Source organism: Burkholderia pyrrocinia, from assembly GCF_003330765.1.
In the GTDB taxonomy this organism is placed as follows: Bacteria; Pseudomonadota; Gammaproteobacteria; order Burkholderiales; family Burkholderiaceae; genus Burkholderia; species Burkholderia pyrrocinia_B.
Map to the genome: position 1 here is coordinate 3176436 of NZ_CP024902.1, position 20566 is coordinate 3197001.

The 20566-nt window shown below is 66.6% G+C and carries 19 protein-coding genes; 8 read left to right on the forward strand and 11 right to left on the reverse strand.

Annotated features, from left to right (window positions below; all coding sequences use genetic code 11):
* Positions 1-213: 213 nt before the first annotated feature.
* The 6 genes from phaP to CUJ89_RS15425 form a co-directional block, all read right to left on the reverse strand.
* Positions 214-798, reverse strand: coding sequence for a TIGR01841 family phasin (gene phaP, locus CUJ89_RS15400; RefSeq protein ID WP_114178071.1), 585 nt, complete (start codon positions 796-798; stop codon positions 214-216).
* Positions 799-1314: 516 nt separating this feature from the next.
* Positions 1315-2079: a ParA family protein gene (locus CUJ89_RS15405; protein WP_114178072.1), complete on the reverse strand. Its 765-nt coding sequence runs from the start codon at positions 2077-2079 to the stop codon at positions 1315-1317.
* Between the two features lie 101 nt (positions 2080-2180).
* Positions 2181-2804 (reverse strand): DNA-3-methyladenine glycosylase, encoded by a 624-nt coding sequence (locus CUJ89_RS15410; protein ID WP_114178073.1) that lies wholly within the window; start codon positions 2802-2804, stop codon positions 2181-2183.
* Positions 2791-3339: a G/U mismatch-specific DNA glycosylase gene (gene mug / locus CUJ89_RS15415; RefSeq protein ID WP_114178074.1), complete on the reverse strand. Its 549-nt coding sequence runs from the start codon at positions 3337-3339 to the stop codon at positions 2791-2793. The genes CUJ89_RS15410 and mug overlap by 14 nt, the downstream gene beginning before the upstream one ends.
* Positions 3340-3453: 114 nt before the next feature.
* On the reverse strand, positions 3454-4011 hold the full coding sequence (locus CUJ89_RS15420) for a single-stranded DNA-binding protein (protein ID WP_114178075.1): 558 nt from the start codon (positions 4009-4011) through the stop codon (positions 3454-3456).
* 102 nt (positions 4012-4113) lie between these two features.
* Positions 4114-5301, reverse strand: a complete 1188-nt coding sequence (locus tag CUJ89_RS15425; protein ID WP_114178076.1) for an MFS transporter — start codon at positions 5299-5301, stop codon at positions 4114-4116.
* A 264-nt stretch (positions 5302-5565) separates the two neighbouring features.
* Between CUJ89_RS15425 and uvrA the strand changes: the two genes are divergently transcribed.
* Both uvrA and CUJ89_RS15440 read left to right on the forward strand, forming a co-directional pair.
* Positions 5566-8451: an excinuclease ABC subunit UvrA gene (gene uvrA, locus CUJ89_RS15435; RefSeq protein WP_114178077.1), complete on the forward strand. Its 2886-nt coding sequence runs from the start codon at positions 5566-5568 to the stop codon at positions 8449-8451.
* Between the two features lie 252 nt (positions 8452-8703).
* Positions 8704-9786: an AI-2E family transporter gene (locus tag CUJ89_RS15440; protein WP_201752250.1), complete on the forward strand. Its 1083-nt coding sequence runs from the start codon at positions 8704-8706 to the stop codon at positions 9784-9786.
* Between the two features lie 128 nt (positions 9787-9914).
* Here CUJ89_RS15440 and purU read toward each other — a convergent pair whose 3' ends face one another.
* The 5 genes from purU to CUJ89_RS15465 all read right to left on the reverse strand — a co-directional run bounded on the left by purU (position 9915) and on the right by CUJ89_RS15465 (position 15038).
* A complete protein-coding gene (purU, locus tag CUJ89_RS15445; RefSeq protein ID WP_114178078.1) occupies positions 9915-10799 on the reverse strand; it encodes a formyltetrahydrofolate deformylase in 885 nt (294 codons plus the stop codon).
* A gap of 74 nt (positions 10800-10873) precedes the next feature.
* Positions 10874-11740: an NUDIX hydrolase gene (locus CUJ89_RS15450; RefSeq protein ID WP_114178079.1), complete on the reverse strand. Its 867-nt coding sequence runs from the start codon at positions 11738-11740 to the stop codon at positions 10874-10876.
* A 5-nt stretch (positions 11741-11745) separates the two neighbouring features.
* Complete coding sequence (locus CUJ89_RS15455) at positions 11746-12360, reverse strand: LysE family translocator (protein ID WP_114178080.1); 615 nt, start codon at positions 12358-12360, stop codon at positions 11746-11748.
* A 26-nt stretch (positions 12361-12386) separates the two neighbouring features.
* Positions 12387-12953, reverse strand: a complete 567-nt coding sequence (locus CUJ89_RS15460; RefSeq protein ID WP_040141994.1) for an adenine phosphoribosyltransferase — start codon at positions 12951-12953, stop codon at positions 12387-12389.
* A 78-nt stretch (positions 12954-13031) separates the two neighbouring features.
* Entirely contained in the window at positions 13032-15038 is a 2007-nt protein-coding gene (locus CUJ89_RS15465) for a monovalent cation:proton antiporter family protein (RefSeq protein ID WP_114178636.1), read from the reverse strand.
* A gap of 125 nt (positions 15039-15163) precedes the next feature.
* On the opposite strand from CUJ89_RS15465, the gene kdsD reads away from it, so the two are divergent.
* From kdsD to CUJ89_RS15495, 6 genes are all read left to right on the forward strand, one after another.
* Positions 15164-16147 carry an arabinose 5-phosphate isomerase KdsD gene (kdsD, locus tag CUJ89_RS15470; protein WP_114178081.1) on the forward strand — a complete coding sequence of 328 codons (984 nt, stop codon included), beginning with the start codon at positions 15164-15166 and terminating at the stop codon, positions 16145-16147.
* On the forward strand, positions 16147-16683 hold the full coding sequence (locus CUJ89_RS15475) for a KdsC family phosphatase (protein WP_114178082.1): 537 nt from the start codon (positions 16147-16149) through the stop codon (positions 16681-16683). The genes kdsD and CUJ89_RS15475 overlap by 1 nt, the downstream gene beginning before the upstream one ends.
* A gap of 3 nt (positions 16684-16686) precedes the next feature.
* Positions 16687-17301, forward strand: coding sequence for an LPS export ABC transporter periplasmic protein LptC (gene lptC, locus CUJ89_RS15480; protein WP_114178083.1), 615 nt, complete (start codon positions 16687-16689; stop codon positions 17299-17301).
* 20 nt (positions 17302-17321) lie between these two features.
* Positions 17322-17987 carry a lipopolysaccharide transport periplasmic protein LptA gene (gene lptA / locus CUJ89_RS15485; protein ID WP_114178084.1) on the forward strand — a complete coding sequence of 222 codons (666 nt, stop codon included), beginning with the start codon at positions 17322-17324 and terminating at the stop codon, positions 17985-17987.
* Positions 17984-18760, forward strand: coding sequence for an LPS export ABC transporter ATP-binding protein (gene lptB, locus CUJ89_RS15490; RefSeq protein ID WP_114178085.1), 777 nt, complete (start codon positions 17984-17986; stop codon positions 18758-18760). The genes lptA and lptB overlap by 4 nt, the downstream gene beginning before the upstream one ends.
* A gap of 161 nt (positions 18761-18921) precedes the next feature.
* Positions 18922-20427 (forward strand): RNA polymerase factor sigma-54, encoded by a 1506-nt coding sequence (locus CUJ89_RS15495; RefSeq protein ID WP_114178086.1) that lies wholly within the window; start codon positions 18922-18924, stop codon positions 20425-20427.
* The last annotated feature ends 139 nt before the right edge of the window (positions 20428-20566 follow it).

Consider the following 20566-nt stretch of genomic DNA (forward strand, 5'->3'; position numbering starts at 1 on the left):
ATGGCGCACCTCGGGCCATCCGGCGCGAGAGCGATCGCACGCCGCCGCGCCGCAAGCGCCCGGTTGCACCAGCACACCGGCATTGCCCGCCCATGCACCAGCGCCTTGCGGCAAACCGGAGGTGCGCCGGACACCGCGTGGCACACACGGCGTCCGGCGCCATCCGGCGCCGATCAATCGTGTCGCGCCTGCGCGCGACACGCGGTCACGTGGTTACGCGGCCGAATCGCGCGTGGCCGCTGCGTCCTTGCGCGCGGCGGCAGCCGTCTGCTTGGCGCCACGCGTTGCCGTTTCGCTGACCGCATCGAAGCCGCTCTGTGCGGCTTCGATCGCCTGCCCCGTTGCTGCACGCACGGAGTCGGCCGCGGCGGTCGCCGCGGACAGCGCCGAATTCAGAGCGGCCACGACAGGCGCCGAGCCGGCCGGCGCATGCTTCGACAGTTCGCCGAGCGCGTCCTTCAGGCGCTTGTCGTTCTGTTCGTATTGCGCCTGCGCGACCTTCGCCCATTCGGATTGCGTCGACACGGCGATGTCGAACAGATGGCGGCCGTACGACACGACCTTGCCGGTCGTTTCCTGCGGTGCGGCTACCTGCTGCGCGAAGCCCGCGGCCGGATTGCTGCTGTTAAATGCGTTCTTCAGCTTGTCCTCGTACTCTTCGAGCGCCGTCCGGGCCGCTTGCAGGTTGAGTTCGACGACAGCCTCGAAACCGTGGATCGCCGGACGGGCGATCGCAAACCACGCGGCGATTCCGGATTGATAATCGGCGGCGAGTTTTTCGGGGGCAAATACGGACATCGGGCACGCTCCTGTTGGCAATGCGAGAGACGACGTAAAGAAAAATGGAAGCCAGATCAGCAACTGCTTCCTTATTGGCAACCCGTCACTTATTTGGATGCGGGAAGTTGAAGGAAGCCATTCTAGATCGACTTATTGTCAATTAAATGGCATTAATGATAGGTGCAAACCCTTATAACCCTATCAAGCGGCCGCCGAAGCCATGGCGCGCCGACATCGCAGAGAAAGCATCATAACACCCTGTCCCGAAACGCCTTTTACCTTTTTACAGCATGGCGCACCATGACTTCGCGCAACATTTACCAGATCAACATTTACCAGCGCATTATTCCGGTTATTAGAAAACAAGGGAGCATTGAAAATGAAGGGGCCCCTTATGTAATCGTTTTTCCAGATTTATTCTGAAATCGTTTCCGGGATTATTAATGACAAAATCAATGATCGGATGAATTGCGGGTCGCAATAAAAAAAAGCGGCCGCATGAAGCGGCCGCGGTCGGCTCCGGCAGGCGCGAGATCAGCCGGCCAGTTCGCGATGCAGTGCGCGAAACTCCTGCGCGAGCTTGTGCCCCGGCTCGAGGTGAATCACCGGCGTGGACTGCTGATGCGACTCGCGGATCTTCACCGACGCCGACAGCCTCGACGCCAGCACCGGCAGCCCTTCGTCGACGAGTTCGTCGACCAGCCGTTGCGGCAGGCTCGCGCGCGGCTGGAACTGGTTGATGACGATCCCTTCCACCTCGAGCGCCGCGTTGTGGTCCTGCTGGATTTCCTTCACGTTCTCGAGCAGCGTGTACAGCGCGCGGCGCGAGAAATCGTCGCAGTCGAACGGGATCAGGCAGCGCTCGACCGCGATCAGCGCCGAGCGCGTATAGAAGTTCAGCGCGGGCGGCGTGTCGATGTACACGGCGTCATAGGTGTCGAGCTCGTTCAGCGCGTCGCGCAGCTTGTAGATCTTGTAACGCGATTCGAGCTTGCCGTGCAGCGTGTCGAGATCCGCGTGCGCGGGCATCACGTCGAGCCCGTCGAACGGGGTCGGATGGATGAACGACGCGACGTCGACCGGACGGAAGTTGAAGGTCAGTGCGGTTTCGAAGAAACCGGCGACGCCCGGTTGCGCGTCGGCCGCGGCGTCGCCGAGCAGGTAGCGCGTGGAGTTCGCCTGCGCATCGAGGTCGATGACGAGCGTGCGCAGCCCTTCGCTCGCGCTGATCGCCGCCAGGTTGCAGACGATCGTCGATTTGCCCACGCCGCCCTTCTGGTTGAATACGACCCGCCGCATTGTGTCCCCTCGATTGAAACGTCGAAAGAACCAGCTTAGCCGGTCAATCATGGCGACAGCATGACGCAGGTCGATTTGCACGCGATTGTGCACGGCACGCGTCAGGTGCGCGACAGCGCCCCCGATACATACCGGTTGCCGGGCACGCTCCACCGCCACGGAAGATCCTTGCCGACGCGAATGCCGATGCGCGGGCCGCCCGCCAGATCCGTGGGCGGCGCCATGCCGTCGTCCACGATCGCGAACCCTTCGCGCGCGCCAACCAGGTCCACGCCATCCTGGGCGCCGCCGATCCCCATCGCCTGGGTCAGCCGGGCCGGCCCCCGGCACAGGTCGCGATCGGGCGTCTGCGGCGGCCGTGCCGCGCGCATGTGTTCGAGCCCGTGCAGCGGTTCCAGCGCACGGATCAGCACGCCCGTTCCCGTGCCATCCGGGCCGCACACGCAGTTGCAGCACCAGTGCATGCCGTACGTGAAATAGACGTACAGGTGCCCCGGCGGCCCGAACATCGTCGCATTGCGTGGCGTCTTGCCGCGATAGGTATGCGCCGCCGGATCGATCGCGCCGGCATAGGCCTCCACTTCGACGATGCGGCCGGCCCTGCCGTCCGCTGCCGCGAGGATCTTGTTGAGCAGTTGCGGTGCCACCGTGGTGGCGGCACGATCGAAGAACGCGCGCGGCAGCGTTGCCCCCGGCCAGTGCGGCGCAGTGTCAGTTCGCGCCATCGGGCACCTCCCGTCGAAGGACGGAATCGGCCGCCACCACCAGATGAAGCTGACGATACGCGTCGACCAGATCGTCGAGACCGAACGCGCGATTTCTTCCGCTCGGATTGGGCAGGACCCAGACGGTCGCGCGCGCCAGACGAGCCGCTTGCCGTCCCCATGCGATATCGCGCTGGCCGGACAACGCGGCGTACGCCGCCTTGCCCAGGAACGCGACGAAGCGCGGCGCGTGATGCGCGATCTTCTGCTCGAACCCGGTGGCGGCCGCCCCGAATTCCGCTTGCGAAAGCTGATCGGCACTCGCCGTCGGCCGGCTCACCACCGTCGTCAGCCCGCATCCGTAGCGAAGTATCGTGCGGTCGTCCTGCGGCGCGATTTCGTGCGGCGTAAAGCCCGCGAGGTGCAGCACGCGCCAGAAGCGGTTGTTGCGTCCCTCGAAATGATGCCCGGTCGCAGCCGCGGCCAGGCCAGGATTGATTCCGCAGAACAGCACGTCGAGATGCGCGGCGATGACATCGGGGAGTGCGTCAGCCATGTGCCGCCCGAACCGAAAAATGCGCAAACGAAAAAAGACCCGAAGGCCCGGACCAGGCAACCGGCCTGGCGCGGACATTCGGGTCCATCCTGATACGGGGTGCCGACGCGATGCTCAGAACGGAATATCGTCGTCCATCTCGTCGAAGCCGCCGCCGGCCGGTGCGCTCGGCCGGCTCTGCGCGCCGCCGCCGGCACCACCAGCACCGCCACGCGCCGCGCCGCCGGCACGACCACCACCGCCGCCACCGCCGCGCTCCATCTGCTCGCCGCCGCCACCACCGTAGCCGCCGCCATAACCCCCTTCGTCACCGCTGCCACCGCCGCCGCCCGCACCGCCGCGGCCGCCGAGCATCTGCATCTGGTCTGCGACGATTTCGGTCGAGTAACGATCCTGGCCATCCTGGCCCTGCCACTTGCGGGTGCGGATCCGGCCTTCGATGTACACCGACGAACCCTTCTTCAAGTATTGGCTGACGATTTCCGCGAGACGACCGAAGAACGCGACGCGGTGCCACTCGGTCATTTCCTTGGAATCGCCGCTCGCCTTGTCTTTATAGCGGTCGGTCGTCGCGAGGCGGATGTTCGCAACCGCGTCGCCGCTCGGCAGGTAACGGACTTCAGGATCGGCGCCGAGATTGCCGACGAGGATGACCTTGTTGACGGATGCCATGTGTTTCTCCAATAAATTCGATGCCGGGCCGCCCGCGCGTGTCGTCGGAGCGGCCCGCCGGGCAAGCCGGCGAACGCCGCCGGTGCCTGCCCGAAAATAGGTTCAGGCCTTGCGCGGCGGCGCTTTCATGCTGGCCGCGATTATAAGCCACGCGGCAACGAGCCCAGAACACGTGAAGAACACCGTGTTCGCGCCGCCGTGCTTCAGCAGCCAGCCACCCACGATGCCGCCGAGCGCGAGCCCGATCGACTGCGTGGTGTTGTAGACGCCCGTGGCCGCACCCTTGCGCGAACCCGGCGCGAGCTTCGACACGAGCGACGGCTGCGACGCTTCCAGGATGTTGAACCCGAGGAAGTACACGAACAGGACCGCCGCCACAATCAGGATGGTATGCGGCGCGCTGCCCAGCAGCAATTGACCGATCAGGATAGCCAGAATGCCGCCGAGCAGCACCGGCTTCATCTTGCCCCTTTTTTCCGCGACGATGATCGCCGGGACCATCATCACGAACGCGAGCCCCATCACCGGCAGGTAGACCTTCCAGTGCGCGGCGACCGGCAGCCCGCCTTCGACGAGCAGGCGCGGCACGACGAGGAACAGCGCCGTCTGCGTCGCGTGCAGCACCAGCACGCCGAAGTTCAGGCGCAGCAGTTCGACGTTGTGCAGCACCTCGGCGAACGGCGCGGGCACGTGCACGGGCTTCGCCGCGTCGGGCACGATCCACAGCACCACGCCGATCGCCAGGATCGACAGCACGCCGACGATCGCGAACAGCCCGCTCATCCCGACCCAGTGGAACACGATCGGCGCGCCGACGATCGCGACCGCGAACGACACGCCGATCGACCCGCCGACCATCGCCATCGCCTTCGTGCGGTTCTGCTCGGAGGTCAGGTCGGCGATGAACGCGAGCACCGCGGACGACACGGCGCCCATCCCCTGGATCACGCGGCCGACGATGATCCACGTGATGTCGTGCGCGAACGCGGCGACGAAGCTGCCGAGCGCGAAGATCACGAGGCCCGTGGCGATCACCGGCTTGCGGCCGAACTTGTCGGACGCCCAGCCGTAGAAAATGTAGAACAGCGACTGCGTGACGCCGTAGGCCCCGAGCGCGATGCCGACGAGCAGCACGTTGTCGCCGCCCGGGATGGTTTTCGCGTAGACCGAGAACACCGGCATGATCATGAACAGGCCGAGCATGCGCAGCGCGAAGATCGCCGCGAGCGACGTGGTCGCGCGCAGTTCGGGCGCGGTCATGCGGGAAGACGTGGCGGACGGATTGGACATCGGGAATGAATTTCGAATGATCGGAATGTCCGCCCGACACCGGGCGGCGGAAGATCAGGACCAGCGGCCCGGGAGGCCTGGCGGGCGACACGTCGGGGCAGGATGCAGGCGGCCTGCGGGCCGCCCGGAACCGCGCGACGCGACCGCTTTCCCCGGCGCAGGCGCCGCCTTGCTGCCACCTGCTGTAAAGGCTGGGGCCCCAAACGACGGTCTCGAAAAGCCGTTATAGTAGCAGGTTTGGTTCCCTCCATTTTCGCCAGGTTCATGGAACAGATCCGTATCCGTGGGGCACGCACCCACAACCTGAAAAACGTCAATCTCGACCTGCCGCGTCACAAGCTGATCGTGATTACCGGGTTGTCCGGGTCGGGCAAGTCGTCGCTCGCGTTCGATACCCTTTATGCCGAGGGCCAGCGCCGCTACGTCGAAAGCCTGTCCGCGTATGCCCGCCAGTTCCTGCAGTTGATGGAGAAACCCGACGTCGACCTGATCGAGGGCCTGTCGCCCGCGATCTCGATCGAGCAGAAGGCGACGTCCCACAACCCGCGTTCGACCGTCGGCACGGTCACGGAAATCCACGACTACCTGCGACTTTTGTACGCACGTGTCGGCACGCCGTACTGCCCCGACCACGACATCCCGCTCGAGGCGCAGAGCGTGTCGCAGATGGTCGACGCCGCGCTCGCGCTGCCCGAGGAAACCAAGCTGATGATCCTCGCGCCCGTCGTCGCGGACCGCAAGGGCGAGCACGCCGAGCTGTTCGAGGACATGCAGGCGCAGGGCTTCGTGCGCTTTCGCGTGCGCTCGGGCGGCGGCACCGCAAACGAAGGCGTCGCGAAGATCTACGAGGTCGAGTCGCTGCCGAAGCTCAAGAAGAACGACAAGCACACGATCGACGTCGTCGTCGATCGCCTGAAGGTGCGCCCGGACATGAAGCAGCGCCTCGCCGAATCGTTCGAGACGGCGCTGCGCCTCGCCGACGGCCGCGCGATCGCGCTCGAGATGGATACCGACCACGAGCACCTGTTCAGCTCGAAGTTCGCGTGCCCGATCTGCTCGTACTCGCTGCAGGAACTCGAGCCGCGCCTGTTCTCGTTCAACAACCCGATGGGCGCGTGTCCGGAATGCGACGGCCTCGGCCAGATCACGTTCTTCGACCCGAAGCGGGTCGTCGCCCACCCGTCGCTGTCGCTCGCCGCAGGCGCCGTGAAGGGCTGGGACCGCCGCAACCAGTTCTACTTCCAGATGCTGCAGAGTCTCGCGGCGTTCTACGAATTCGACATCGACGCCGCGTTCGAGGATCTGCCGGAAAAGATCAGGAAGGTGCTGCTGTTCGGCTCCGGCAAGCAGACGATCCCGTTTTCGTACATCAACGAGCGCGGCCGCACGACGATCCGCGAGCACGTGTTCGAAGGGATCATCCCGAACCTCGAGCGCCGCTACCGCGAGACCGATTCGGTCGCGGTGCGCGAAGAACTGTCGAAGTACCAGAACAACCAGCCGTGCCCGTCGTGCGACGGCACGCGCCTGCGCCGCGAGGCACGCCACGTGCGGATCGGCGCGGGCGACTACGCGCGCGGCATCTATGAAATCAGCGGCTGGCCGCTGCGCGACGCGCTCGGCTATTTCGACGGCCTGACGCTCGAAGGCGCGAAGCGCGAGATCGCCGACAAGGTGATCAAGGAAATCGTCGCGCGCCTGACCTTCCTGAACAACGTCGGCCTCGACTACCTGTCGCTCGAGCGCAGCGCAGAAACGCTGTCGGGCGGCGAGGCGCAGCGCATCCGGCTCGCGTCGCAGATCGGCTCGGGCCTGACGGGCGTGATGTACGTGCTCGACGAGCCGTCGATCGGCCTGCACCAGCGCGACAACGATCGCCTGATCGGGACGCTCAAGCACCTGCGCGACCTCGGCAACTCGGTGATCGTCGTCGAGCACGACGAGGACATGATCCGCACGGCCGACTACGTCGTCGACATGGGCCCCGGCGCGGGCGTGCACGGCGGCGTGGTGGTGGCCGAAGGCACGCCGAAGCAGGTGCAGTCCAACCCGCAGTCGCTGACGGGCCAGTACCTGCTCGGCAAGCGCACGATCGAGTATCCGGACGAGCGGCTCGCACCCGATCCCGAGCGGATGCTGCGCATCGTCGACGCGTACGGCAACAACCTGCAGCACGTCGATCTCGAGCTGCCGGTCGGCCTCTTGACCTGCATCACCGGCGTATCGGGCTCCGGCAAGTCGACGCTGATCAACGACACGCTGTATCACGCGGTCGCGCGCCACCTGTACGGTTCGTCGGCCGAGCCGGCGCCGCACGAGGCGATCGAGGGCCTCGAGCACTTCGACAAGGTGATCAACGTCGACCAGTCGCCGATCGGCCGCACGCCGCGCTCGAATCCGGCCACGTACACGGGGCTGTTCACGCCGATCCGCGAGCTGTTCTCGGGCGTGCCGACCTCGAAGGAGCGCGGCTACGATCCGGGCCGCTTCTCGTTCAACGTGAAGGGCGGCCGCTGCGAATCGTGCCAGGGCGACGGCGTGCTGAAGGTCGAGATGCACTTCCTGCCGGACGTCTACGTGCCGTGCGACGTGTGTCACGGCAAGCGCTACAACCGCGAAACGCTCGAAGTGCAGTACAAGGGCAAGAACATCAGCGAAGTGCTCGACATGACGGTCGAGCACGCGTACGAGTTCTTCAGCGCGGTGCCGGTCATTGCGCGCAAGCTGAAGACGCTGCTCGACGTCGGCCTCGGCTACATCCGCCTCGGCCAGTCGGCCACGACGCTGTCGGGCGGCGAGGCGCAGCGCGTGAAGCTGTCGCTCGAACTGTCGAAGCGCGACACGGGCCGCACGCTGTACATCCTCGACGAGCCGACCACCGGCCTGCACTTCCACGACATCGCGCTGCTGCTCGAGGTGATCCACCGGCTGCGCGACCAGGGCAACACGGTCGTGATCATCGAGCACAACCTCGACGTGATCAAGACAGCCGACTGGGTGATCGACCTCGGCCCCGAAGGCGGCGCCGGCGGCGGCCAGATCATCGCGCAGGGTACGCCCGAGCAGGTCGCGAAGACGAAGGCGAGCTTCACCGGCAAGTACCTCGCGCCGCTGCTCAAGCGTACGGCCCGCAAAGTCGCGGCCGGCTGACGCGCTTCCTGCCCTTCCTGCCCTTCCCGCGCGCGGCCGCCCGGCCGCGTGCGCCCGTCCGCGGTACACCGCCCGCCCCTTGTTTTCCCTCTGCGTTTACACCATGCGCCAAACGGCCCGTTTGCGGCCCATAATGGCGGCTATACTTTACGGTCGTAAGGTTCGCCATCCGCACCAATCCGGTGCAGCGCCGGGCGACCCGCGCTCTGCCGCACGCTGCGCGGCATGACACACGAACGACAGGAATCCACGATGGAGAAGCAACCCGAGTCGCGCGACGCGCAGAACCGCGAGCCGCACCTGCGCAGCGTGCGGCTGACGAGCGACTTCAGCCTGCCGAATCTGTCGGCACTCGAGATCGGCAGCTATCTCTTCGCGATCATCATGATGTGGCTCGTCCTCGAGCTCAGGCTGCTCGGCGGGCTGCTGGCCGGCCTGCTCGTCTACCAGCTGATCCACACGATCGCGCCCGTGATCGAACGCCACACGACGAGCATGCGTGCGCGCTGGGTCGCCGTCGTGCTGCTGTCGATCGTGATCGTCGGCGGGCTCACGGGCCTGACGATCGGCATCATCGAGCATTTCGAGCGCACGGTGCCGAACCTGCAGAGCCTGCTCGACCAGCTGATGCAGATCGTCGAGCAAACCCGCGCGCGTACGCCGGCCTGGATCGCGAACCTGCTGCCCGTCGACGTCGAGCAGATGAAGACGAAGGCGGCCGTGCTGATGCACTCGCACATGGACCAGCTCCAGCAAAGCGGCAAGAGCGTCGCGCGCGGCTTCGGCCATGTGCTGTTCGGGATGATCATCGGCGCGATGATCGCGATCGGCGTCGAGCACGGCAAGGTGCGCCGGCCGCTGTCGACCGCGCTCGTCACTCGCGTGTCGCGCTTCGCCGATGCGTTCCGCCGGATCGTGTTCGCGCAGATCAAGATTTCGGCGATCAACGCGACGTTCACGGGCATCTACCTGCTCGTCGCGCTGCCGATCTTCCACCAGCGGCTGCCGCTGTCGAAAACGCTCGTGCTCGTCACGTTCATCGTCGGCCTGCTGCCCGTGATCGGCAACCTGATCTCGAACACGCTGATCGTTGCCGTGTCGCTGTCGGTCAGCATGGGCACCGCGATCGCGTCGCTCGCGTTCCTCGTGGTCATCCACAAGCTCGAATACTTCCTGAACGCGAAGATCATCGGCGGCCAGATCGAGTCGCGCGCGTGGGAGCTGCTGCTCGCGATGCTGATCATGGAGGCCGCGTTCGGGCTGCCGGGCGTGATCTCCGCGCCGATCTTCTATGCGTACCTGAAGCGCGAGCTGTACCTGCTGCGGCTGATCTGAAGCCCGCGCATCCGGCTATAAAAAACGCCGCGCCCCGTAAAGGGCGCGGCGTTTTTGTTTGTGCGGGGCCGGCCATCCGGCGGCCGGCGGCCGGCGCTCCGGGGGCCGGCCGTCCGGCGAATCGCGAATCAGCGGAACACGACCGTCTTCGTCCCGTTCAGCACGATCCGGTGCTCGACGTGCCACTTCACCGCACGCGCAAGCGTCACGCACTCGACGTCGCGGCCGATTGCGGTCAACTGGTCGGGCGTCATGCTGTGGTCGACGCGCTCGACTTCCTGCTCGATGATCGGGCCTTCGTCGAGATCGGTCGTCACGTAGTGCGCGGTCGCGCCGATCAGCTTCACGCCGCGGTCGAACGCCTGGTAGTAAGGCTTCGCGCCCTTGAAGCTCGGCAGGAACGAATGGTGGATGTTGATTGCGCGCCCGGCGAGTTGCTTGCACATGTTCGGCGACAGGATCTGCATGTAGCGCGCGAGCACGACGAGATCGGCCTGGTGCTCGTCGATCACTTCCAGCACGCGCGCTTCCTGCGCGGCCTTCGCGGCGTCGGACGAACCGCCGATCAGCGGGAAGTGATGAAACGGGATGTTGTAGCTCGCGGCGAGCTGGTAGAACTCCTTGTGGTTCGACACGATCGCCGGAATCTCGATCGGCAGCTGGCCGGTGCGATAGCGGAACAGCAGGTCGTTCAGGCAGTGACCGATCTTCGACACCATGATCACGACGCGCGGCTTCACGGCCGCGTCATGCATCTCCCAGCGCATCGAGAACTGCTCGGCGAGCGGTGCGAATTCCTTGCGAAGCGTGTCGAGCGCCGACGCGGCGTCCACCCCGCCGCCGTCCTGCTCGAAGTGCACGCGCATGAAGAATTCGCTGGTGTGGCTGTCGCCGAACTGCGCCGAATCGAGGATGTTGTTGCTGCGCTCGAACAGGAAGCCCGAGACCGCATGGACGATGCCGTGCCGGTCAGGGCACGACAGTTTCAAGATAAAGCTGTGATCGGTCGGCATGACCGCTACTCCCTTCGTTTCCGTATTCGTCAAATTGCCCGTTCGCGCCGCCGGGCCGCAAATCGCGGCGCGCGTCACGCGGCCGGCGCGAACAGCGCGTCGATGCCCGCCGCGTCGGCCGCCGCGAGCCAGCGGTGGCGCAGCAGCGTGTCGAGCATCGCGAGGCTCGCGTCCATCGTCGCGCGGCCTTCGAGCAGCCAGCCGATCACCTCGGGCACGCCGGCCAGCAGGTGCTCGGCCACTTCGCCGTCCTGGTTGCGCGGCGCGAAATCGTGCGGCAGCGGCAGGTCGTACACGAAGATCAGTTCGGACTGCGTGCCTTCCGGCAGCGAGCACAGCACCTGCACCGCACGGCCCGCGATCGCGCGCGCCGCCAGTTCGGCCGGAATGCCGGCTTCTTCCCAGCATTCCTTCGCAAGCGTCTCGTGAACGTCCAGGCCCCAGCCGATGCCGCCCGCGACGACGTTGTCGAGCATGCCGGGATCGGTTGCCTTGGTCGCGCTGCGGCGACCGAGCCACATCTGCGGCACGGCAGCAGCGGACGGCCCACCCGGCGCAACCGCATATTCTACGATGCCGTTCAGATGCACCGCATAAGTCTGCGTCCCGAAAAAGCGCGACGCAGCGCGCTCGATGTACGCGAGCGGCGGATCGTCGAAGCGGTTGCGAATCGCGTAGATCTCGTCGCGCCAGCCGGGAATCGCGCCTTCGGCCGCGAGCGCGCCGATCGCGCTCGCCAGCGCCATGCTGCGTGCATCGACCGAGTCGTAGCGCGCCGACAGCACCACGCGCTCGCCGGTAAGTTCGAACACGTCGGGCCAGCGGGCGAGCTTCGCGACGTCCTGGCGGCGCACCCAGCCCACCGCGTGGCCGGCGATCTCGAAACGCAGGTGCGCGGCCGGATCGAAGCGGTGCGCAGCCGCGATGCACGGAAACGTCATCGCTGTCAGTCCTTCAGCGCGACGCGGATGCCGATCGCGATGAAGGTCGCGCCGGCAATCCGGTCGAGCCACACGCCGGCCTTCGGGCGGCGCTTCAGCCACGTGCCGATCGCGCCGGCGCCGACGCCGAACAGCGAGAACACCACGGCCGTCTGCAGCATGAACAGCGCGCCGAGTTCGAACATCTGCAGCGTCACGCTCTGCACGCCATGCGGATCGACGAACTGCGGCAGGAACACGACGAAGAACAGCGTGACCTTCGGGTTCATCAGGTTGCCGATCACACTCTGCCGGAAGATCGCGCCAAGCGGCTGCGGCGGGCGTTCGTGCGCATTCGCGAGGCCCTGGCTGCGCAGCGCCTTGATGCCGATCCACACGAGGTACGCGGCGCCCGCGAGCTTCAGGATCTCGAACGCGACCGGCGACGAACGCAGCACGGCCGCGACGCCCAGCGCCGCGAGCGTCGTGTGGAACAGGATCCCGGCGGTGAAGCCGAGCGCGGCGACGAAGCCGGCCGCGCGGCCCTGCGAGATGCCGCGCGCGAGCACCTGCAGGTTGTCGGGACCCGGCGCGAACGTGATCGCGATCGACGTGGCGAGAAACAGCATGAAGTTGGGCATCGTGACCTCGTTGCGTAAGCCGGCGTTCAGTGGCCGGCGAATTCGGTGACGGTATAGACGGGCAGTCCCGCGTTGCGCAGCAGCGCCGAGCCGCCGAGATCGGGCAGGTCGATGATCGCTGCGCCTTCGACGACCACCGCGCCGAGCCGCTGCAGCAGGTTGCGCCCGGCCATCATCGTGCCGCCGGTCGCGATCAGGTCGTCCATGATGATCACGCGGTCGCCGGGGCGGCACGCATCTTCGTGGATCTCGACCGTCGCGCTGCCGTATTCGAGGTCGTACGATTCCGAGCGCGTCTTGTACGGCAGCTTGCCGACCTTGCGGATCGGCACGAAGCCGACGCTCAGCTCGTACGCGACGATCGGCGCGATGATGAAGCCGCGCGCGTCGAGGCCCGCGACGTAGTCGAGCTTCGCATCGACATAGCGTTCGACGAACAGGTCGACGAGGATGCGCAGCGCCTTCGGGCTCTGCAGCAGCGTCGTGATGTCGCGGAACATCACGCCCGGCTGCGGCCAGTCGGGCACCGTGCGGATCTGGCTGTGGATGAAGGCGACCGGATCGAGCGGCGCGCCCGACGACGAATGCGGCATGAAACTCTCCGAAAAAAACGGTGCGCGAAGATCGGGCACCGTTTCGAATAAATACGGGTCAGGTTATTGAATCGCGGCTCAAGCAGCCGCGGCCGGCGGATCGCGCCGATGGCGCGACAACCGCTCCTCCGCGAGCGCGAGCGCCTCGGGCAGCCCGCGCAGCACGACGATGTCGCTCGCGCGCAGCTTGGTCTGCGGATCGGGTTCGACGCCGCGGATGCCGTGCCGGCGAATCGCCGTGACCTCCAGCCCGAGCGCATACAGCCCGAGTTCCTCCAGCGAGCGCCCGACCGCGTCGGCGCGCGCATCGACCGGCACCGATTGTAGCCGCACCTGCTCGTGGTCGTCGTCGTCCGCATCGTCCGCGCCGCGGAAATAGCCGCGCAGCAGGCTGTAGCGCTCGTCGCGCATCTCCTCGACGCGCCGCACGACCTTGCGCATCGGCACGCCGACCAGCACCAGCGTATGCGATGCGAGCATCAGGCTGCCCTCGACGATCTCCGGAATCACCTCGGTCGCGCCCGCCGCGAGCAGCTTCTCGAGATCGGCATCGTCGACGGTACGCACGATCGCGGGCAGCGTCGGCTCGAGCTCGTGCACGTGGTGCAGCACGCGCAGCGCGGACGGCGTGTTCGCATAGGTGATCGCGACCGCCGCCGCGCGGTGGATACCGGCCGCGAGCAGCGACTCGCGCCGCGCCGCGTCGCCGAACACGACCGATTCGCCGGCCGTCGCGGCCGCGCTGACGCGATCGGGGTCGAGGTCCAGCGCGACATACGAAATGCCTTCCTGTTCGAGCATCCGCGCCAGGTTCTGGCCCGCGCGGCCGTAGCCGCAGATGATCACGTGGCCGCGCTGCTTGAGGCTCTGCGTCGCGATTCGCGTCATCTGCAGCGACTGCTGCATCCATTCGGTCGACGACAGCCGCATCACGATCCGGTCGGCGTTCTGGATCAGGAACGGCGCGGCGAGCATCGACAGCAGCATCGACGCGAGGATCGCCTGCAGCAGCGTCGAATCGACGAGATGCCGGTCGAGGATCAGGTTCAGCAGCACGAAGCCGAATTCGCCGGCCTGCGCGAGGCCGATGCCGGTGCGCATCGCGACGCCCGGCGTCGCGCCGAACAGCCGCGCGAGCCCCGTGATCATCGTGGCCTTGAACAGCACCTGGCCGACGAAGAAGCCGAGCACGAGGAGCGGATGCTCCCAGATCACGCGCGGATCGAGCAGCATCCCCGTCGTCACGAAGAACAGGCCGAGCAGCACATCGCGGAACGGCTTGATGTCCTCTTCCACCTGATGGCGGAACGGCGTCTCGGAAATCAGCATCCCCGCGATGAACGCGCCGAGCGCGAGCGACAGGCCGAACTTGTCGGTGATGAACGCGGCGCCGAGCGTGACGAGCAGCAGGTTCAGCACGAACAGCTCCTGCGAGCGGCGCCGCGCGACGACGTTGAGCCAGCGCGTCATGAAGCGCTGCCCGACGATCAGCAGCAGCGACAGCGCGATCACGATCTTGACGGCCGCGAAGCCCAGCGTGAGCGCGAGATCCTTCGACGATTCGGCGCCGAACGCGGCAATCACGATCAGCAGCGGCACGACCGCGAGATCCTGGAACAGCAGCACGCCGAAGATGTTGCGCCCGTGCTCGGTCTCGATCTCGAGCCGCTCGGCGAGCATCTTCGACACGATCGCCGTCGACGACATCGCGAGCGCGCCGCCGAGCGCGATGCTGCCCTGCCACGTGATGTGCACCCAGCGCTCGAACAGCGCGCCGAGCGCGAGCGCGAGCACGAGCGTCGCGACCACCTGCAGCAGCCCGAGCCCGAACACGAGCCGCTGCATCGACCTCAGCTTCGCAAGGGAGAATTCGAGGCCGATCGAGAACATCAGGAACACCACGCCGAATTCCGCGAGATGCTCGGCGCGTTCGAGATCCCCCGCGATCCCCAGCGCGTGCGGGCCGACCAGGATGCCGACGGTCAGGTAGCCAAGCATCGGCGGGAGGTTCAGCGAACGGAACACGACGACGCCCACCACCGAAGCCAGCAGCAGCATGAGCGTCATTTCGAGCGGGGAAATCACGGGCAAAGCGTCCTCGTTCGTCGGGGCCACGGCAATGCGGGCGCGGGTGGTGGCGGTGGACGGGCGGCATCGGACAAGTCCGATGGCCCGGCGCGGCGAACAAACGCCTTTGCTATACTCCGCGCATGATAGCGAAAATCAATGATGACCGGGCGCTCGCGCTCGCCCGCGACGTGCTCGACATCGAGGCGGACGCCGTGCGCGCGCTGCGCGACCAGCTCGACGGCGGCTTCGTCGAGGCCGTCGCGCTGCTGCTCGGCTGCCGTGGCCGCGTGGTGGTATCCGGCATCGGCAAATCGGGGCATATCGCCCGCAAGATCGCGGCAACGCTCGCGAGCACCGGCACGCCGGCCTTCTTCGTCCATCCTGCCGAGGCCAGCCACGGCGACCTCGGCATGGTCACGTCGGACGACGTCTTCATCGGCATCTCCTATTCCGGCGAGTCCGAAGAACTCGTCGCGATCCTGCCGCTCGTCAAGCGGATCGGCGCGAAGCTGATCGCGATCACGGGCCGGCCCGGATCGAGCCTCGCCACGCTGGCCGACGTGAACCTGAACGCCGCGGTTTCGAAAGAAGCGTGCCCGCTGAACCTCGCGCCCACCGCGAGCACGACCGCCGCGCTCGCGCTCGGCGACGCGCTCGCCGTCGCCGTGCTCGACGCGCGCGGCTTCGGTTCGGAAGATTTCGCGCGCTCGCACCCGGGCGGCGCGCTCGGCCGGCGCCTGCTCACCTACGTGCGCGACGTGATGCGCTCGGGCGACGCCGTCCCGTCCGTCGGGCTCGACGCGACGCTGTCGGACGCGCTGTTCCAGATCACCGCGAAGCGCCTGGGCATGACGGCCGTGGTCGACGGCGACGGCAAGGTCGCGGGCATCTTCACGGACGGCGACCTGCGCCGCGTGCTCGCGCGCGACGGCGACTTCCGCACGCTGCCGATCACCGACGTGATGACGCGCGACCCGCGCACGATCGCGCCGGATCACCTGGCGGTCGAGGCCGTGGAACTGATGGAGCGCTACCGGATCAACCAGATGCTGGTCGTCGATGCCGACGGCGCGCTGATCGGCGCGCTGAACATGCACGACCTGTTTTCGAAGAAGGTGATCTGATGAGCGCAGCGCTGACTGCGGCCGAACGCGCCAGCCGCGTGAAGCTGATGATTTTCGACGTCGACGGCGTACTGACCGACGGCGGCCTGCTGTTTACCGCGGCCGGCGACGCGATGAAGTCGTTCAATTCACTCGACGGCCACGGCGTGAAGCTGCTCGGCGAGGCCGGCATCGCGACCGCGATCATCACGGGCCGCCGCTCGGAAATCGTCGCGGCGCGCGCGAAGGAAATGAAGATCGCGCACCTGTTCCAGGGCGTCGAGAACAAGCTCGCCGTGTTCGCCGACCTGATCGCGTCGCTCGGCCTCACCGCCGACGCGTGCGGCTACATGGGCGACGACTGGCCCGACCTGCCCGTGATGCTGCGCTGCGGCTTCGCGACCGCGCCCGCGAACGCGCACCCCGAGGTAATCGCCCGCGCGCACTGGGTGGCCGAGGGCCGCGGCGGCCACGGCGCCGTGCGCGAAGCCTGCGACGCGATCCTGCGCGCGCAGCACCGCTACGACGCGCTGCTCGCGGCCGCCTGCGGAGCCTGACGGATGAATACGCATTTCCGCTGGACCCAGTTGCTGCCGCTCGCCGCGGTCGCCGCGCTCGCGGGCATCACGTGGTGGCTGCTGCAGGCGACGCTGCCGCCGCCCGGCGAGGGCATCGTGCAGCCGAAGCGCCATACGCCCGACTATTTCGCGGACAACTTCTCGGTCACCGAACTCGACCAGTCCGGCACGACCCAGTACCGGCTGACGGCCGCGAAGCTGATCCATTACGAAGACACCGACAACAGCGACCTGGCCGATCCGGCCATGCGCGCATTCCAGCCCGGCAAGCCGGTCGTGACGACCACCTCGAAGCGCGGCACCGTCAACGGCGACGTGTCGATCGTCGATTTGTACGACGACGCGCGCATCCTGCGCGCGGCCGGCGGCGGCGATCCGCAGATGCAGGCCGATTCCCAGCATTTCCGGATCTTCGTCAATGACGATGTGATCCAGACCGAAAAGCCGGTTAAACTTCAGCGCGGCCTGTCCCTCGTCAACGCGACCGACGGCATGAAGTACAACAACGTCACCCGGGTCATCGAGCTTTACGGCAACGTGCGCGGCACGATCGCCGCGGCGGACACGTCCGGCGGCTCGAAAGGTCAACCCAAGTGACGCTTCCCTCACGTGATTGCATGAACGAACCGTTCCCTCGACAGAATTCCGGCGGCGCTGCGCGCGCCGTCCGCGCCGCGCTCGCCGCGACGCTCGTGGCGCTCCCGTTGATCGGGCTGACGCCGCTCGCCCATGCCGAGAAGGCCGACCAGAGCAAGCCGATCAACGTCGAGGCCGACAACCTGACCTATGACGACCTGAAGCAGGTCACGGTCGCGACCGGCAACGTCGTGATCACGAAGGGCACGATCATCATCAAGGGCGATCGCGTCGAAGTGCGCCAGGACCCGGAAGGCTATCAGTACGCGACCTCGTTCGGCAGCGGCAAGAAACACGCGACGTTCCGCCAGAAGCGCGAAGGCCTCGACGAATACATCGACGGCGACGCCGAGCGCATCGACTACGACGGCAAGCAGGACCTGACCACACTGACCACCGCCGCGACCGTGCGCCGCCTGCAGGGCACGTCGACGATCGCCGATACCGTGCACGGCAGCGTGGTCACGTACGACGGCCAGCGCGACTTCTACACCGCGAAGGGCGGCAAGGACGTCGCGGCGCCGGGCAACCCGAACGGCCGCGTGCGCGCGATGCTGTCGCCGAAGAACGGCGGCCCCGCTCCGCTGAACGGCGGCCCGGCGAAACTGTCGCCGTCGACCACCATCCAGGGAGCGCCGGGCCAATGAACGCGCTACCGAACCGCCAGCCGGCCGGCACCACGAGCTCGCTCGTCGTCCGCAACCTGAAGAAGCGCTATGGCTCGCGCACGGTCGTCAAGGACGTGTCGCTCGACGTGAAGAGCGGCGAAGTTGTCGGCCTGCTCGGCCCGAACGGCGCCGGCAAGACGACGTCGTTCTACATGATCGTCGGCCTCGTGCCGCTCGACGCGGGCGAGATCTCGCTGAACGGCAGTTCGATCAGCCTGCTGCCGATCCACAAGCGCGCGTCGCTCGGCCTGTCGTACCTGCCGCAGGAAGCGTCCGTGTTCCGCAAGCTGACCGTCGAGGAAAACATCCGCGCGGTGCTCGAGCTGCAATACGGCGAAGACGGCAAGCGGCTGTCGAAGGATGGCATCTCGTCGCGCACCGAAGCGCTGCTCGACGAGTTGCAGATCGGCCACCTGCGCGAGAATCCCGCGTTGTCGCTGTCGGGCGGCGAACGACGCCGTGTCGAGATCGCGCGCGCGCTCGCGACCAACCCGAACTTCATCCTGCTCGACGAACCGTTCGCCGGCGTCGACCCGATCGCGGTGCTCGAGATTCAGAAGATCGTCAAGTTCCTGAAACAGCGCAACATCGGCGTGCTGATTACCGATCACAACGTCCGCGAAACGCTCGGCATCTGCGACCACGCCTACATCATCAGCGACGGCTCGGTGCTCGCCGCCGGCGCGCCCAGCGAAATCATCGAAAACGAAAGCGTGCGCCGCGTGTACCTCGGCGAACACTTCCGCATGTAACTTCCTCCTCGTGGCTGGCTGCACCCCGCCCGGCATGGCCGCGCGGGGCCCGTGCCCCGCTTCGCGGCCATGCCCGCGACCGGGCGGCGCGCCGCGCGTAATCGCGGATGGCTCAACGCGCCTGGGTCGTGGCACACTGCCGGTATGACTCCCTCCTTGCCATGAAAGCCAGCCTTCAACTTCGCCTGTCGCAACATCTGGCGCTGACACCCCAGCTACAGCAGTCGATCCGGCTCCTGCAGTTGTCGACGCTCGAATTGCAGCAGGAAGTCGCGATGGCCGTTGCGCAGAACCCGCTGCTCGAGAACGACGACGAATGGATCGCGAGCCCGCTGCGCGTCGGGTCGGACGGATCGCTGATCGCGCAGACGCCTCCCGCGCAGAACACCGAGCCGGCCGCGGGGAACGGCAGCAGCCAGTCGGGCGACCGCGCGGAGCGCGACGAGCCGGCCGGCGCGGACGAATACGACGGTTACTCGTCCGGCGACGGCAACGACGGCCCGCAATGGAATCTCGACGAATTCGGCCGCTCGAGCGGCGCGTCCGACGACGACGATCTCCCGCCGCTGCAGGTGCAGGAAGCCGCGACGTCGCTGCGCGACCACCTGTCCGCGCAGTTGCGCGTCACGCAGGCCGGCCCGCGCGATCGCGCGCTCGTGATGTTCCTGATCGAATCGCTCGACGACGACGGCTACCTGACCGCCACGCTCGACGAAGTGCTCGCCGACCTGCCGCCCGAGCTGGAGATCGACTGCGACGAACTGAACGCGGCGCTCGCGCTGCTGCACAGCTTCGACCCGGCCGGGGTCGGCGCCCGCTCGGCATCCGAATGCCTGAAGCTGCAGTTGCTGCGCCTCGATCCGTCCCCGACGCGCACGCTCGCGCTCGAGATCGTGTTGCAGCACCTCGAACTGCTCGCCGCACGCGATTTCACGCGGTTGCGCAAGCACCTGAAGGCGAACGACGACGCGCTACGCGACGCGCATGCGCTGATCCGCTCGCTGGAGCCGTTCCCCGGCGCCGCGTACGGCAAGGCCGAGGCCGACTACGTCGTGCCCGACATCATGGTGAAGAAAGTCGGCCAGGGATGGCTCGCGGAACTCAATCCGGAGGTCATGCCGCGCCTGCGGATCAACAGCCTCTACGCGAACATCCTGCGCAACAGCCGCGGCGATCCGTCGGCCGGTTCGCTGAAGCAGCAGCTCCAGGAAGCACGCTGGCTGATCAAAAACATCCAGCAACGTTTCGACACGATCCTGCGTGTCGCGCAGGCTATTGTCGAGCGTCAGAAGAATTTCTTTGCGCATGGCGAAATTGCCATGCGCCCCTTGGTTTTGCGGGAAATAGCTGATACGCTGGGCCTACACGAGTCGACTGTCAGCCGTGTGACAACCGGGAAGTACATGCTGACCCCGTTCGGGACGCTTGAATTTAAGTACTTCTTCGGATCACACGTTTCGACCGACACCGGTGGCGCCGCCTCGTCGACCGCCATCCGAGCCCTCATCAAGCAACTGATAGGAGCTGAAGACCCAAAATCGCCACTTTCGGATAGCCGCATTGCCGAGCTGCTGGCAGAACAGGGTTTCGTGGTCGCGCGCCGCACGGTTGCCAAATATCGCGAAGCCCTCAAGATCCCGGCAGTCAATCTGCGTAAGTCTCTTTAGGCCTGCTGCCTGCCCGGCGGCAGGCGTGTTCCGGCCACCGCGCACACGGGGAACAAGCCGGGCGACCTGTCTGCGATACGCCGCCTCGTGCGGCACGGGCAAGTCGACTGGAGCGCCGCCTCGATGCGGCCGGGTGGTC

Excerpts from the sequence above, each read along its gene's own strand:
- phaP (WP_114178071.1), bottom strand. The coding sequence starts at position 798 with ATGTCCGTATTTGCCCCCGAAAAACTCGCCGCCGATTATCAATCCGGA.
- CUJ89_RS15405 (WP_114178072.1), bottom strand. The coding sequence starts at position 2,079 with ATGCGGCGGGTCGTATTCAACCAGAAGGGCGGCGTGGGCAAATCGACG.
- CUJ89_RS15410 (WP_114178073.1), bottom strand. The coding sequence starts at position 2,804 with ATGGCGCGAACTGACACTGCGCCGCACTGGCCGGGGGCAACGCTGCCG.
- mug (WP_114178074.1), bottom strand. The coding sequence starts at position 3,339 with ATGGCTGACGCACTCCCCGATGTCATCGCCGCGCATCTCGACGTGCTG.
- CUJ89_RS15420 (WP_114178075.1), bottom strand. The coding sequence starts at position 4,011 with ATGGCATCCGTCAACAAGGTCATCCTCGTCGGCAATCTCGGCGCCGAT.
- CUJ89_RS15425 (WP_114178076.1), bottom strand. The coding sequence starts at position 5,301 with ATGTCCAATCCGTCCGCCACGTCTTCCCGCATGACCGCGCCCGAACTG.
- uvrA (WP_114178077.1), top strand. The coding sequence starts at position 5,566 with ATGGAACAGATCCGTATCCGTGGGGCACGCACCCACAACCTGAAAAAC.
- CUJ89_RS15440 (WP_201752250.1), top strand. The coding sequence starts at position 8,704 with ATGGAGAAGCAACCCGAGTCGCGCGACGCGCAGAACCGCGAGCCGCAC.
- purU (WP_114178078.1), bottom strand. The coding sequence starts at position 10,799 with ATGCCGACCGATCACAGCTTTATCTTGAAACTGTCGTGCCCTGACCGG.
- CUJ89_RS15450 (WP_114178079.1), bottom strand. The coding sequence starts at position 11,740 with ATGACGTTTCCGTGCATCGCGGCTGCGCACCGCTTCGATCCGGCCGCG.
- CUJ89_RS15455 (WP_114178080.1), bottom strand. The coding sequence starts at position 12,360 with ATGCCCAACTTCATGCTGTTTCTCGCCACGTCGATCGCGATCACGTTC.
- CUJ89_RS15460 (WP_040141994.1), bottom strand. The coding sequence starts at position 12,953 with ATGCCGCATTCGTCGTCGGGCGCGCCGCTCGATCCGGTCGCCTTCATC.
- kdsD (WP_114178081.1), top strand. The coding sequence starts at position 15,164 with ATGATAGCGAAAATCAATGATGACCGGGCGCTCGCGCTCGCCCGCGAC.
- CUJ89_RS15475 (WP_114178082.1), top strand. The coding sequence starts at position 16,147 with ATGAGCGCAGCGCTGACTGCGGCCGAACGCGCCAGCCGCGTGAAGCTG.
- lptC (WP_114178083.1), top strand. The coding sequence starts at position 16,687 with ATGAATACGCATTTCCGCTGGACCCAGTTGCTGCCGCTCGCCGCGGTC.
- lptA (WP_114178084.1), top strand. The coding sequence starts at position 17,322 with ATGAACGAACCGTTCCCTCGACAGAATTCCGGCGGCGCTGCGCGCGCC.
- lptB (WP_114178085.1), top strand. The coding sequence starts at position 17,984 with ATGAACGCGCTACCGAACCGCCAGCCGGCCGGCACCACGAGCTCGCTC.
- CUJ89_RS15495 (WP_114178086.1), top strand. The coding sequence starts at position 18,922 with ATGAAAGCCAGCCTTCAACTTCGCCTGTCGCAACATCTGGCGCTGACA.